This is a genomic window from Nitrospira sp., from assembly GCA_024998565.1.
Lineage (GTDB): Bacteria > Nitrospirota > Nitrospiria > Nitrospirales > Nitrospiraceae > Nitrospira_A.
Map to the genome: position 1 here is coordinate 380,535 of JACOEM010000001.1, position 13,850 is coordinate 394,384.

Here is a 13,850-nt window from a genome sequence, read left to right on the forward strand (position 1 = left end):
GACCCGCAGCCGGCAACAATGAAAAAGCCCCTGAGCCTTGCGACTCAGGGGCTTGGTTTGGTGGAGGCGAGGGGAGTTGAACCCCTGTCCGAAGATCGTCAGCTCATCGCTTCTACATGTGTAGCCGATTCTTTAAGCTTCGCAGCGACCCACGCCTATCGGCCGGCTTAGAATCGCCGCTAGCCCAGTATTGTCTCGCCCCCCGCCGCTGAGCACCGGCGTGGGACCAGCCCGCTGCATCGCGCCATTCCACCCCCGCGGGCCTCAGATGGAACGACGTCTCAGCCTAAATTAGGCTGCGAGTGCCAGTTCTTGGTTGGCAGTTGCGTTTTTCCCGGAATTTTACGAGTTCCCGAGATCTCGACATGCGACGATGGCGTCAATATCCCCGTCGAAACCGGTCGCCCCCCTTTCTTGGTGATCGTGAAACGTCAGACGCAACACGTGAGAGGCCATTCGCTCATGAAAGGATTCGGCTACTTCTCCGCTTCCTTTCGCGTTTCACTGTTCACGTCTCATTACGTCTTAGATGCTCATCATACAGCACAGGTCAAGGGGATGCCAGCACACTAAGTCGGTTTTGCCAAGCTCCGAGCGATCACATAGGTAATTCGATCTGTCCTTGATGGGATCGAGCTCTTTGAATCATTTTTGAAACGTCTGGAGTGACGTTCACAGGGACGAATTTTACTGAGGGATGATCATTGGCAAATACTCTAAAAATCTCGTCGGCAAATGCTTGGCCAATTTCCGTCACATCTTTGAAGTCGAGATACACCTCTCTGAACTTTTCGAGTCGATTCAAGATGCGCTTCGCCTGAGAGCGCGAGACCAGATGGTCTCCTTCGTACTTTGCCAACTGAACAGACAGATGTGTCCTGCTGAATCCAAAATCATCCAAGTCAGCGGTGAACTTATCGAAGACCTCTTTGGTGGTTTTGTTAGAATCTAAGTACAGGACCATCGTAACTCTTGTACCTGGGCCCGCTTCCTCTTCTTTGACATCAAAAAGCCATTCGTTGCCTTCGTGAAAACGACAGAAGGTAAGCTTGTCGGAGGCAAGAATGAATTTATCGAACATGCGGGAGGTAAAAAAAATGCCTTCCCCCGTATGTCGCTTAGGATCAGTCGTCAACTTCCCTTTTGTGAGCTCCAATAGCGCATGTCTCGGATCATCCAGTTGGAACGCCTGCTGCAACTTCTTCCAAATTCCTACTCCATAGTCTTGGATCACCATTCTGACAGCCAGCGCGTCCGTTGTGATGCGGACATCCGCCGTATCTGATACAGAGTGGTCTATGACGTTATTGAACATCTCGGTAAAACCATACTGACAAATCCCACGTATGTTCACCTTTTGATCTGCAAGTAGGGGTGCGACAGATTCCTTCCATATTTGATCCTCTTGTGTCTCGTGCCCAATCGGCACGGTCACATGTGATTCTTTAAGGGGTACGAGGCTATATGGGTGAACTTCCGATTCTGTTTTTTGCACCACACCATTCCTCACCAGTTCTTTCAGATTTTTAAACACAGCTTGGCGAGTTATTCCAAAGGTCTTGGCAACCTCAGTCTGGGAAACCCTCCCGATGTCATCAATCCTTTCCAATATAAGTCTTCGTATTTCCTCTGTTTTTCTCTTCATGATAGCCGTAAACTTTAACAGACCAACAAGTAAACTTTACAGAGTCATAGCGTAAACTTTTGTCGATTCTGCGTCAACCTATGCATGATCACCCTTTGCTTCGCTCTACAGCAATAGCCACCAGATGAGATACGATGTGAGCGTAGTAACTCGGGCTTTCCTCTCCAAACTCACGGAATCGGCGTGAAGGTCCAGGTCCATCCCTGGTCCTGTTGCGTGAAGACCTGCCCTTTTGACAGCTGGCCTGCGAGGAACTCGGGAGGAAGTGTCACCAGCACCTGTTCCTCGCGCACCTGCCCCTGAACCAGGTGTGTGCCCTTGCAGCCGCCACCCCCGACATATTCCTCCATATCCGGCGTTCTCCGTTCACCCACCAGCCCGAACATCGGTCCCATCACCAGAATGCTCTTCAACTCAAAATGCTCATAGGCCCCTTTCAGAATCGGTGCCGGGCAGACCGCCGAGCCATCACGATAGTGCTCCGCCTTCGTCGGAATATCCGGCAGCACTTTTGGCGACACCCCATCCTCCAGCGGCCACTTGAATTCGAACTCGACCTGCTTCGTCACGTCGGCGACGGCCGAACCACCGACGAATTGCTTGTCTCTTTGAAAGACTCCCACCACTTTGTACTTCAACGGTGCGGGCTTCGAACGGGAGGCCCCTTTCGTGAGCCAGACCATGGCTTCGCTCACAGTGGTCGACATCTCCGGCCATGCGCCTGCCTCACGGCCGCTCGACATGAGCACGGTCCCTGCGATCATCAGCACCACCAGACGTGTCATGCGTCACTCCTCTGCAAGCTAGCCCGGACTATTCATGAATACCTGCTCCGTCGTCTGATTCTCTCACCCGGCGTGGCTTTTCTCGTTCGGCCTCCACGACGGACTGCCAGTACGCCTGCGTCAGCCTCACGTGCGAGAAGCCGCGGCGGGCTTCGGTCTCGAACGCCTCGCGACGGCATTCATGAATAATCCGGGCTAGAGACACCCCCCTAGCGACCCTCCCTTATTCCGCGCAGCGGCATGCCGTCAACCGCCCACACCGGCATTCACTCGTCGCTCTACGGGATACTGCCGTTCCCGCCAGGCATCGAGACCACCTTCGAGCGGGCGAACACGGTGGATGCCTTTCTTTTTCAGCAGAAACGCCGTCCTGGCGCTGGAGACTTCATTCGGGCAGGTGCAATAGAGCACGATGTCGCGATCACGCGGAATCTCCTGGTGCCGATGCTCGATCTCTTCCAACGTGAAGTTGATCGCACCGGGAATGGTATCCGGATCGAGTTGCAGCGACAGGGGATGCCGCACATCCACCACGCTGATCGCCTCGCCCGCATCCAGCCGCTGTTTGAGCTCGTCCACGGAAATCTTCGACATGCGCAGATGCCTGAGGAACTGCTGCCGGTAATAGAACTTATAGCCGATGAATCCCGCCAGGCCGATGAGCAGCACCCCGAACACCAGTCCGCCCGCTTGATCCAACACCCCGACGAGTTGCTCAAGTTGATTGCTGAATAATGCGCCGACTCCGGCGCTGACCGCCGCCCAGATCAACGTGCCCGCGACATCGTACAGTGCGAAGGTCGTCGCGGCCATGCCGACAATCCCGGCCAGCGGCGGCGCCACCGTATTGAAACCGGGGATGAACTTGGCCAGCAACAGACCACGTGGCCCGTACCGGTGAAACAGATTTTCCGTATCCCTGACGCAGGAGTCCGGCTCAAGCGACAGGCGACAGAGAAACCCCAGCACCTTGCCGCCTTTGATGCGACCAAGATAGTACCAGGCGAGGTCCGGCGGGAGCGCAGCGGCCACCGGCACGAGCAACGCCATGGCGAGGCTCATTTTTCCGGCCCCGACGAGCGCACCTGCCGCAATGAGGAGAGGAATCGCCGGAATCGGAAATCCGATCTGCTCAACGAAGATCACCCAGAACAGCACCGAGGCGCCGTGATCGGCGAGAAATTGGAAGGTGTTCATGGCGATCTCCTTCCGTGCGCTCAGGCGCTGCGATACCGTGAGAATCGCGCAAAGAGAATGGCGGCGAAGGGGAGGGCCAGGCCGAGCAGGGCCTGCACAATCAACAGGAGTCCGAGCTGACTATAGTCGTCAGGGGTCTGGATAGCGTTGGTCACCGGATCGCGCACCTCCCGGGTGACGACAAACAGCTGGTTGAGATACTTCGTCCCGAGCTGACCGAGCGACAGCGCGAGGTTCGTGAAGGACGCCATCACGGCAAAATAGGTCGCCTTGAGATTCGGCGGCGCAGAATTCGCGATCCAGGCCAGCATGGGAATCATGGAAATCTGACCGAGCGGCGATTCCAGAGCGGTATTCACCAACGCAATGAACCGCGCATCGACCAGCCCGCCGGTCACGGCCGCCGTCCACTCGTGAAGCCCGTAATACATGCTGACGATGGGCAAGCCCAGGAAGAATGCCGCCAGGGTGAGAAAGCCCACCACATAGGCAATGGACCGCTCAGCCATGAATCGCCGGAACAGAAACATGCCCGCGAGCGTGAGAGCGCTGCCGATGAGCGACAGCACCGACAGGAACTGTTGATCGAACTTCAACTGATCGATCATCCACCAGGTCGCCCCTTCGCCGGGCCCTGGAACGGCGCGAAACACGAAGACCACCAGCGCGGTACCCACGAGCACATGCCTCGCGTCGGGAGCCAGCTCCCTGGTGAGGCGCACCATCAACAACGAGACGATGGCCATCGACCCGGCGAACACGATTTCTTCACTGTAGGCAAAGTCTGCGACTCCGACCGTCAGGGTAAAGAGCACGAAAGCCAGACTGCCCCCCAGAATCCACCAATTGGGCTTGGTCGGTTCAGCGGCCCGGTCCGTGAGCGTCGCAACCTGTTCTGGCGTCATACCCTGACTGAGAAGCCGCCGCCTGGTTCGCACCCGCAGGATCGACGCGGTGATGACCCCGAGCACCGATACGGCCGGGATCACCAACGCCATCAGATACACCTGCTCATAGATCGAGGCCACCTGCTCCTTCGGCATATTTTCCACACCGTTGAACAGGTACAGATTAATGAGGGCGACCAGAATGCCCCCGCTGATAATGGCGACACGCCCGAGCGTCTGCATCGTGGTGTGCATGAGCTTCAGCCTGGCTTCATCGATGGGCACCCCTCGCTCATCGACCCTTGGCACGGCCTCGACCGTCATCGCGTCCGCCACCGTGTCCTGAATCACATAGCCGATCGGCGACAACAACACGCTGAGCACGTACCACACTTCGGCCGGCATCACGGCGACCATCGCCTCGCGGTGACCGATCAGGCCGACCATGATCAACAGACTGGCCGCAATCACGCCGGCACCGAAATAGACGAGCAGGCTTTTCCAGCGCCAGAGCAGATCGACCAGGTGTCCGAACGGCATTTTGAGCGCCCAGGGAATGCCTGCCCAGAATCCCAACGCGGCAAGAAAGGCGGCGGACAGGCCCAGATAATCTTTGACGAAGAACGTGCCCACGATGCCGGTGAGACCGGAAATCCCTGCGGCCATATAGACCATGAGGGGCGGCAGATAGGAGAGCCGGAAGTCGCGCGCGAGTTCCAGAATATTGCGGTCGATCCAGCGGGAGGCAGCAGCAATCACGAATGCGTATCCAGGGACGGCAGTGAACGGATCTTCTTCTCCCTCTCTGTTACCCGTACGGGACCACCATTTGCAAGCAGCCCGGAGAGCCGGATGGAACGGCCGGAGCCTCACGACCCCGGCCCTTCCAAACAGTACACGTACGGCTTACTTCGGAAACTCTACGGGCGCAGCCACGTGCTGCCATCCTTCGCCGTTGAGCGACCGTAAGAATGCGACCAGATCCTGCTGCTCGGGCTCGGTCAGTTCGAGCGGGATCACGGTGTTATCGAGGTGCGGATTCTTGATGCCACCCTGGTTGTAGAACCGGACGACATCTTCGAGCGTCGCAAACCGGCCGTCGTGCATGTACGGCGCCGTACGCGCGATCTCTCGCAACGTGGGCGTTTTAAACGCGCCGATATCCTCGGCATTCTTCGTCACCATGTAGCGCCCCAAATCGACGGTGTTCGTGTCCCAGCCGATACCGAGGTTATGAAATTTCTCGTCGGAGAAGTTGAACCCGGAGTGGCATCGTGTGCAGCGGGCCTTCCCTCGAAACAGTTCGAGCCCTCGCTTCGCCGAATCGCTCAAGGCCTGCTCATCGCCGCCCATATCGAACCGGTCCACCGGGCTGTTGCCCGACAACAGGGTCCGCTGAAAAGCAGCGATCGCACGGCCCACATTGCCGACGGTCACTTCGCGGCCGAACACCTCCTGAAAGAGCATCCGATAGCCCTCGATGCTCTTGATCTTGCTCACCAACTCATGGTGGTCGAGAAACCCGTGCTCAACCGGGCTGACGAATGGACCGACTGATTGATCCTCCAACGTGTCGGCTCGACCGTCCCAGAATTGCGCCTTGCTATACACCCGGTTGATCGCCGTCGGGGCGCTGCGTCCGCCCTGCAACCGATAAATGCCCGTCGAGACCGGTTGTCCATCGGTGAAGGCCAGGCCCGGCATATGACAGGTTGCGCACGCCACCGTTCCGTTCTTTGAGAGCCGCTTGTCGAAAAAGAGCCAGCGACCCAGCTCGAGCTTCCGCGCCGTCTGCGGGTTGTCGGCGGGAATATATCCGCTGGGATCCTCCAATCCCAGCGGCACCTCCTGCGCCACGGGAACGGCGCCTGGTTGCGCCACCGACGGCTCACCCATGACCCTGGTGGCCGCCAAGCCCATCGCCCCGACGGTCGCCACCACCACTGTACCGACCATCCACTTGATGCTCATCTTGCCCATGATCTCCTCCCTTCCTCCTTCTTCCTTCGATGCTCCTTCCGTACGGATCATCGAAACCGCAGAGTCGTGCCCAGCCGATCCTGGCGCTCCATGTGCCGTTCGACCTTTTGAATGAATTCTTCTTCCGACAGGGGCGTTTGCTGCCCTTCCGAGAAGGCCACGGTCCGATGACCCGTTGGGTTCGACGGCGTTGCGCACGCCTGCAACATGATCACGGCGAACCCCATACCGACGGCTATCACAATCTGTCGCATACCCCACCTCCTTGTTCCATGGCTGCATTGTTGCGAGGTCATACAGAGACGATACCGGTTGCCTGAGAATCAGTCCAATTGATAGTCTATGGCATCACGATAAACTGAGCTTATCAATAGTGGAGGGGAGTCATGACCCTGACGGAACTGCAGTACATCGTGGCGGTGTCGCGCGAGCGTCATTTCGGACGGGCGGCGGATCGGGTCTTCGTCACCCAACCGGCCCTCAGCCAGGCTATTAAGAAGTTGGAAGATGAATTGGGGGTGGCGATTTTCGAGCGACGGAAGAATCACGTCGAGCTCACGCCGCTCGGGGAGCAGATCGTCCATCAGGCTCAACGCGTGCTGGAGGAGGCGGATCAGATCAAACTGCTCGCCGCGCAGGGGAAGAACCAACTCGTCGGCGCCTTGCGGTTCGGGGTGATTGCGACGGTGGGGCCGTATCTCTTGCCCGACCTGATCCCGCTGCTGCACAAGCGCGCCCCCGGCATGCCGCTCGAAATCGAAGAAAATCTGACCGTCAATCTGACCGCCATGCTGAAGAGCGGCAAACTGGACGTGATTATGATCGCGCTACCGTTCGAAGAACCGGGCATTCTCACCCAAGCCCTCTATGACGAACCGTTCAAGGCCGTCGTGCCGGCCGATCACCGGCTGGCCAAACGGTCAAAAATCGATTCGGCACTCTTGAGCACGGAGCGCGTGCTCTTACCGCACGCAGGACATTGTTTCCGGCAACAGGTCCTGGAGAGCTGCCCGGAACTCAGCCGGTCGGACACGGAAAGTTTGCAGGGCAATTCGCTGGAGACGATCCGTCAGATGGTGGCCTCCGGACTGGGCATCACCGTCATGCCCTGCAGTGCCGTCACGGCCAAACATCAGAACAAACGGCTGGCTGTCCTGGAGTTCATGAAGCCGGTGCCGGAACGCAGGATTGCGCTGGCGTGGCGGAAGGGATTCACGAGGCCTTCGGTGATTCCGGTGATCCAGGATGCGGTCGGTGCGTTGAAAATTCCCGGACTGACGCCCATCACCTCAGGATCCTAAGCATCCCACGATGAAAGGAGGAAGAATGGCCGAGTCACGACTCAGCACGCATGTGCTGGACATTGCGCAAGGCCGACCGGCGCAGGGTATTCCCGTCACGTTGGAAGGCCAGGGGTTGGCGGGAATCTGGAAACTACTCGGCAAGAGCAGAACGGATGCGGACGGCCGTAGCAATGATTTGTACCCTGCAAATCTCCGCCTTCAGCCCGGAGTCTACCGTCTCACATTTGACGTCTCGACCTATTTTCGCGCACAGCACGTGCCGAGCTTTTACCCTGAGGTAGTCGTCATCTTCAATCTGTCCGACGCGGGACAGCCGTATCACATTCCGCTGCTCCTGAGCCCCTTCGGCTACAGCACCTATCGAGGGAGTTGAGCGAAGATCGGCGATCCCCTCTGCCGGTTATTCCCGCGCCCCCGCCGACAGGAGAATGTCGGCAATGACTCTGTAGCCCTTCTGTCTGGCATGCCGGAGCGGCGTCACCCCGTCTCCGTCGGCCAGGTTGAGATCAGCCCCTGCAGCCGCCAGCAATCCGACGATGGTCTGATGTGTCGATCCACCGTCACCGAGAATGATGGCTTCCAACAAAGCCGTCCAGCCCAGCCGGTTCACGTGATTCACGTCGATCTTTGTCTTCAGCAGTTCTTTCACCACTTCCACGTGGCCGCGCTCGCAGGCCGGGATCAAGGCGGTGCCTCCGTAGCGATTGTAGATCGTGAAGTCGGGATCGGCAGCCAACGTCATTCGCAGAATGTCGATATACCCGCTCGCCCCGGCCAACAGCAGAGGACTGTTTTGCATGGCATCTTGCGCATTCACATCGGAACCGGCCTGAATCAACATCTTGGCGACCTCGACATGATTCCGATAAGTTGCAGCCATCAGGGCCGTGCGCCCCTGCGGATCATGAGCCCGGACGCCGGCTCCATCTTTCAACAGCTTCCGCACCGCCTCAAGATCGTTGCGTTCTGCCGCCGCAATCAGAGCCTGGTCTCTCGTCCGATGACCCGGCTCGGCGCCAGCCAGGGTGACGCTCGCCATGAAGAGCAGACCGGTCCATGACAGAGCGCGCATCCAACCCATCTGATTCCACCTCATTGTCGTCGCTCGACCAGATCACGCACCGCCGCTCGCATTTCGGATTGTGGCAGCCAGACACGGCCGCCATGACCGGCCAACACCCATTCGAATGAACAGTTCGTCAGTTGCTCGATGGAACGGTGTAAGGCTGCTGCATTCCACACCAACTGCCGCGGCGAGGCAAGTTCCCTAACCTCCGGCTCCCACCAGAGATGATCGCCGGTAAACAGAAACCGGTCCCGATACAGCAGACAGAGGCTACCGGCCGTATGGCCGGGAACAGGTATGATGCGAAAGTCTTCACCGTAGACGCGAGCGTCCGCCCCTTCAATGATCACCTCCGCATCGGGCATGGCATGGACATCCGCACGGTGGATAATTCGCCGGGCACCGAACCGGCGTGCATACCTGGCGGCATCCGCCACATCGTCTTCATGGGTGAGAAAAATATGGGCGAGACCTCCCATCCGATCGAAGACATCGACAAGCGGTTTGAGATACCGCGGCGAATCGATCAACCAGTTGCCGCCGGGATGTTGCACGAAGAAACTGTTCGCCCCGAACGACTTTTCCGAATTGAAGCCGCAGTAGTAGACGTTGCCCTCAATAGGGAACGGGAAGTCGGCTTTCGCGGCACTCAAGAGGGTTTGGTTCGTATGCTCGGCCCCGATCGACCCGGTCGGGCAGGCGAGCAACGCGCGATAGGCCTGCCTGGTTTCCAATTCGGTGGCCGGCTGATGAGTCACCGCCGAATATTCTCCCACTTCTTCGAAACTCGACGGAGCCAATTGTCGGCAGGCATCACAATTGATGCAGGTGGAATCGACATAGAAGTTGCCGGCTCGATTCGCATCCAATCGTTTACGCGCGTCAGCCATTCGGAGCTCGCTTCCCCGCACCCGTCACCACGGGCAGAGCTGTGCGCAGCACTTTCGCCCGATCCGCCGCGCGCCAGAGATACCAGGCTGCGGCCGTGCGATAGGGCCTCCAGCGTTCTCCGTACACCAGCAGCTCTTTTGGAGTCGGCATGGCCTTTCGTTTGTATACGATCCGGAATCCATTCCGCACGCCAAAGTCATCCACCGGCAGGACATCGGGTCGGCCAAGCTGAAAAATCAGCAGCATCTCCACGGTCCATCGTCCGACACCGCGCACCGCGATCAGTCGTTCGACAATGGCATCATCCTCGAGGCGTTGAATCACGGCCGTGGTCGGCACGGTTCCATCCATCGCCTTGGCCGCTAGGTCCTGCAACGCGGCAATCTTGGCGCGAGAAAACCCTGTGCCGCGAATCATCTCCGGCGCCATCGCCAGCAAGTCAGCCGGACGGGGAAACCGCCGGCCGGGAAACAACGCGATGAACCGCTTGAGAATGCTCTCCGCTGCCTTGTCATGCAGTTGCTGATAGGCAATGGCGCGGGCCAGCGACTCAAACGGGGAGCGCCTCGCTCGAAGCGAGAGTGCATAGGGCCCGACCTCACCGATCACCCGCTTCATCACCGGATCGATCTTACACAGGTGAGCAATGGCCGGTGACGGCTGGTTCATACGACTTCGCCTATCCGAACTGCAGACGGTGGAGAACGGCCATCCGCTTAGGACACGATCGCGTCCGCTTCGATTTCAATCAACATATCCGGATCGATCAACCGTTTCACTTCCACCATGGTGGTCGCCGGCCTGATCGCCCCGAAGACTTCGCCATGCGCGCGTCCGACCTCCTGCCATTGATCGATATTCGCCATGTAGATGCGCGTGCGCACGACGTCCGCCATCGACGCGCCGGCCTGTACGAGCGCCGCCTCAATCGTCTTCAAGGCCTGGATTGTCTGCGCATAGGGATCACCCTTGCCGACAAGCCCCGTGGCGGTCATCGCGGTCGTTCCGGAGACCTGCACCGACTGACCGACTCGCACCGCGCGTGAATACCCGATTTTCGCTTCCCATGGTCCACCGGTCGAAACGTTCTGCCTTGCCATGAATCCTCCTTTGATCCGCTACGGAAAAACTCCAATTTACACAGCACGCAGGATGCGCAAAAGGACTCTCCAGCAAGGCCGCAGCGAATGGAGAACCGAAGCGTACCCTTTGCGGTACGTTGAGGTTCTGCATGAAGCGAGAACGCCGCTGGAGGCCGTTTTCCGCATCCTGTTACACGTTACATCACCAACCCGCCGCCGGCCTGAATGACCTGGCCAGTCAGCCACCGCGCTTGCTCACTCACCAAAAACGCCACCACATCGGCCACGTCGGACGGAAGCCCGAGCCTTTTGAACGGCGACAGCTGTTCACCCATGCTGCGATACTGCTCCGTCAACACACCGGTATCGGTAAAGCCCGGCAACACGGTATTGACCGTAATGCCGCGTGGTGCCAGTTCCTGCGCGAGCCCCTTGCCGTACTGCTCCAGCGCCGCCTTGCTTCCCAGGTGCGCCGTGGCGCCGGGAAACTTCAGGTGGGTGAGCGCCGAGGAAATATTCACAATGCGCCCACCGTCGCTGAGCACCGTGGCCGCCGCCTGCATCGCAAAGTAGGGCCCCTTCGCATTCAACGCAAAAATGGCATCGAATTCGGCTTCCGTCGTCTCCACCAACTTTTTGGGAATGAAGCGACCGGCATTGTTGACCAGAATATCGAGCCGCTGAAACTGGTTGACCGTCTCCTGCACCAGACGTTGCGCGTCCGCCACCCGGCTCATGTCCGCCTGGAGGACGGCAGCGATCCCGCCCTTGGCCTGAATCGCTGCGGCAACCTCCCGGGCCTTCTCCGCGTGCGCATGGTAATTCACCACCACCGTCGCGCCGTCCTGCGCCAGGCGTTCGGCGATGGCGCGGCCGATCCCGCTGGACGATCCGGTCACAATGGCCACTTTGCCCTTCAACAACCCCATGCCCGCACCTCCATTCCCGTCCTGCCACTCGCCATCGGCCGGCTCATCCACAGATCACTCTCCGTAGGCCGATGGTCTCGTGAAGACCGCGTCTGATAGAGTGCGGCCATGAGCATCCGTCTTGACCAGACCGTGCCGTTCGGGCGGTCGCTACGCGAATATGAACTGATGTTTTCGTTCAGCGCGGTCGACCGCCGGAGCCGAATTCTGGACTGTGCCGCCGGACCGTCCAGCTTCAATGCCGAACTTACGGCGGCCGGTGGTGACGTCCGGTCGATCGACCCACTGTATCAATTCAGCGGAGCGGAGATCCAACGGCAATTCTTCTCCACCCTGGATCACGTCATCGAGCAGGTGCGGGCGACGCCGCAAAATTGGGTCTGGAGTTATCATCGCGACCCGGAGGATCTGCGGCGGAACCGGATCGCGGTGATGAAACAATTTGTCGCCGATTACAGCGAGGGGACGGGAACAGGTCGATATCTCTGCGGCGCCTTGCCGAACCTCCCGTTCGAAACCGACCGGTTCGACCTGGCACTGTCGTCGCACTTTCTCTACTCGGACCACTTCGATGCAGCGTTTCACCTCGATGCCATTCGAGCCCTGCTGCGCGTCGCCCATGAAGTGAGAATTTTCCCTCTGCTCGCGCTCCGCGCTGAGCGGTCACAGCACCTGGAACCGGTGTGTGAGCAACTCCGTCGAGAAGGCCATCACCTCTCGATCGAACGGGTGGGGTACGAACTTCAACGGGGTGGAAACGAGATGCTGCGCCTGCAGCGAGCGTAACCGGGGACCATCACCTGGTCGGCCACTTGGTCGGGCCATTCCACCTTCCGTGAGACACGAACTCGGTCACAGTCTTCCGTTCCCGCGGTTTCAATTCCCGCTCGCGCAAATAGTCCGGCAACGCAGCCGGGTCGCCCGGGTATCCCACGGCGATCATCGCCACCGGTTCATACCCGGCGGGAATACCGAGATCGGTGCGGGCCTTCTCTATCTCAAATCCCGCCATTTGGTGAGTCACCAATCCCAGCGCCGTCGCTTGCAAGCAGAGGCTGAGCGCGGCCATCCCCGTGTCGTGCCAGGCATGTCGGTTCGGAGTGCCTTCGTCCTCAAAATTCAGCCGTGCGACGGACAATATCAAGACCGGGGCACGAAACGCCCACTTCCTGTTGCCCTCCTTGAGGCAGGCCACGAGACGGTCGTGCGCGGGAGGGTCCGCTTTCGTCCCGACAATGAAATGCCAGGGCTGCTCGTTGTTCGAAGACGGCGCCCACCTCGCCGCCTCGAACAGGCTCTGCAGTTGTTCCGGCTCCACCATCCGGTCCGCAAACGCGCGCGGACTCCACCGCCGCTGTAACAGAGCATGAATGGGGTGGATCACATCAGCAGGTTTTTCCATGAACGAATCCTTCTCCGGATCAGAATTTACACCAACGTTCGCACAATGCGGGCTGGATTGCCGACGACAAGGCTATCCGGAGGCACGTTGTGCACGACCACGCTGCCTGCTCCCACGATGCTACGATCTCCGATCGTGACGCCCGGCAGCACCACCGCCCCGCCGCCGATCCACACATCGTTGCCGATCCGAATCGCGCTTGCGGATTCCAGGCCGGAGCGACGCACCTTGGCATCAATGGGATGTTGCGCCGTATAGAGTTGCACGGCAGGGCCGATCTGTACATCATCTCCAATGGCGATAGGAGCACAGTCAAGAAAGATGCAGTGATAATTGATGAAGACGTTCCGGCCAAGGCTGATGTTGTATCCGTAGTCGCACGTGAAGGTGGGAAGGACCACGGTTCCTTCGCCGACGGCACATAGGAAATGCCGAAGCAGGGTCGTACGCATATCGTGACCACTGTCCGGCAACCCGTTGTACCTGGCCAGTAGCTGCTGGGCATGGCGTCGCTCATCGAGCAACTCTTTATCGTGTGCACGATAGAGCTCCCCTCCCAGCATCTTGTTTTTTTCGGTCTTCTCGGCCATCAACTCGACGCTTTCGACACGTTACACGGGTGGTTCAGGCCGTACGCCACATTCGTCCAGGTGGCGCAAGAGGTCCGCCGGATCATCATAGG

Annotated in this window: 16 protein-coding genes and 1 other RNA gene; 3 read left to right on the forward strand and 14 right to left on the reverse strand. The window is 58.9% G+C overall.

Annotated elements, in window-relative coordinates; genetic code table 11:
• Positions 1 to 58: 58 nt before the first annotated feature.
• The 7 genes from ssrA to H8K11_01970 form a co-directional block, all read right to left on the reverse strand.
• Positions 59 to 409, reverse strand: a transfer-messenger RNA (tmRNA) gene (gene ssrA, locus H8K11_01940).
• Between the two features lie 189 nt (positions 410 to 598).
• Entirely contained in the window at positions 599 to 1,645 is a 1,047-nt protein-coding gene (locus H8K11_01945; protein MCS6262490.1) for a DUF4325 domain-containing protein, read from the reverse strand.
• A gap of 170 nt (positions 1,646 to 1,815) precedes the next feature.
• Positions 1,816 to 2,430 carry a hypothetical protein gene (locus H8K11_01950; protein ID MCS6262491.1) on the reverse strand — a complete coding sequence of 205 codons (615 nt, stop codon included), beginning with the start codon at positions 2,428 to 2,430 and terminating at the stop codon, positions 1,816 to 1,818.
• A gap of 246 nt (positions 2,431 to 2,676) precedes the next feature.
• A complete protein-coding gene (locus tag H8K11_01955) occupies positions 2,677 to 3,627 on the reverse strand; it encodes a VTT domain-containing protein (protein ID MCS6262492.1) in 951 nt (316 codons plus the stop codon).
• A 20-nt stretch (positions 3,628 to 3,647) separates the two neighbouring features.
• Entirely contained in the window at positions 3,648 to 5,273 is a 1,626-nt protein-coding gene (locus tag H8K11_01960) for a hypothetical protein (protein ID MCS6262493.1), read from the reverse strand.
• Between the two features lie 147 nt (positions 5,274 to 5,420).
• Positions 5,421 to 6,494, reverse strand: coding sequence for a c-type cytochrome (locus H8K11_01965; GenBank protein ID MCS6262494.1), 1,074 nt, complete (start codon positions 6,492 to 6,494; stop codon positions 5,421 to 5,423).
• Positions 6,495 to 6,541: 47 nt separating this feature from the next.
• The gene (locus H8K11_01970) at positions 6,542 to 6,748 is read right to left on the reverse strand and encodes a hypothetical protein (protein MCS6262495.1); all 207 of its coding nucleotides are present in this window, start codon (positions 6,746 to 6,748) and stop codon (positions 6,542 to 6,544) included.
• A 132-nt stretch (positions 6,749 to 6,880) separates the two neighbouring features.
• Between H8K11_01970 and H8K11_01975 the strand changes: the two genes are divergently transcribed.
• Positions 6,881 to 7,795, forward strand: a complete 915-nt coding sequence (locus H8K11_01975; GenBank protein ID MCS6262496.1) for a hydrogen peroxide-inducible genes activator — start codon at positions 6,881 to 6,883, stop codon at positions 7,793 to 7,795.
• Between the two features lie 25 nt (positions 7,796 to 7,820).
• Positions 7,821 to 8,171 carry a hydroxyisourate hydrolase gene (gene uraH / locus H8K11_01980; GenBank protein ID MCS6262497.1) on the forward strand — a complete coding sequence of 117 codons (351 nt, stop codon included), beginning with the start codon at positions 7,821 to 7,823 and terminating at the stop codon, positions 8,169 to 8,171.
• A gap of 27 nt (positions 8,172 to 8,198) precedes the next feature.
• Here uraH and H8K11_01985 read toward each other — a convergent pair whose 3' ends face one another.
• The 5 genes from H8K11_01985 to H8K11_02005 form a co-directional block, all read right to left on the reverse strand.
• A complete protein-coding gene (locus tag H8K11_01985; protein MCS6262498.1) occupies positions 8,199 to 8,870 on the reverse strand; it encodes an ankyrin repeat domain-containing protein in 672 nt (223 codons plus the stop codon).
• A gap of 20 nt (positions 8,871 to 8,890) precedes the next feature.
• Positions 8,891 to 9,754 carry an MBL fold metallo-hydrolase gene (locus tag H8K11_01990; protein MCS6262499.1) on the reverse strand — a complete coding sequence of 288 codons (864 nt, stop codon included), beginning with the start codon at positions 9,752 to 9,754 and terminating at the stop codon, positions 8,891 to 8,893.
• Positions 9,747 to 10,424 carry a DNA-3-methyladenine glycosylase 2 family protein gene (locus H8K11_01995; protein ID MCS6262500.1) on the reverse strand — a complete coding sequence of 226 codons (678 nt, stop codon included), beginning with the start codon at positions 10,422 to 10,424 and terminating at the stop codon, positions 9,747 to 9,749. The genes H8K11_01990 and H8K11_01995 overlap by 8 nt, the downstream gene beginning before the upstream one ends.
• Before the next feature lie 47 nt (positions 10,425 to 10,471).
• Entirely contained in the window at positions 10,472 to 10,855 is a 384-nt protein-coding gene (locus tag H8K11_02000) for a RidA family protein (protein ID MCS6262501.1), read from the reverse strand.
• A 179-nt stretch (positions 10,856 to 11,034) separates the two neighbouring features.
• The gene (locus H8K11_02005; GenBank protein MCS6262502.1) at positions 11,035 to 11,766 is read right to left on the reverse strand and encodes a glucose 1-dehydrogenase; all 732 of its coding nucleotides are present in this window, start codon (positions 11,764 to 11,766) and stop codon (positions 11,035 to 11,037) included.
• A 108-nt stretch (positions 11,767 to 11,874) separates the two neighbouring features.
• On the opposite strand from H8K11_02005, the gene H8K11_02010 reads away from it, so the two are divergent.
• Complete coding sequence (locus H8K11_02010; protein ID MCS6262503.1) at positions 11,875 to 12,552, forward strand: SAM-dependent methyltransferase; 678 nt, start codon at positions 11,875 to 11,877, stop codon at positions 12,550 to 12,552.
• A gap of 10 nt (positions 12,553 to 12,562) precedes the next feature.
• Here the strand turns inward: H8K11_02010 and H8K11_02015 are convergent, their stop codons facing one another.
• Both H8K11_02015 and H8K11_02020 read right to left on the reverse strand, forming a co-directional pair.
• A complete protein-coding gene (locus H8K11_02015; GenBank protein ID MCS6262504.1) occupies positions 12,563 to 13,168 on the reverse strand; it encodes a nitroreductase family protein in 606 nt (201 codons plus the stop codon).
• Positions 13,169 to 13,194: 26 nt separating this feature from the next.
• Positions 13,195 to 13,758 (reverse strand): sugar O-acetyltransferase, encoded by a 564-nt coding sequence (locus H8K11_02020; GenBank protein ID MCS6262505.1) that lies wholly within the window; start codon positions 13,756 to 13,758, stop codon positions 13,195 to 13,197.
• Positions 13,759 to 13,850: the final 92 nt, after the last annotated feature.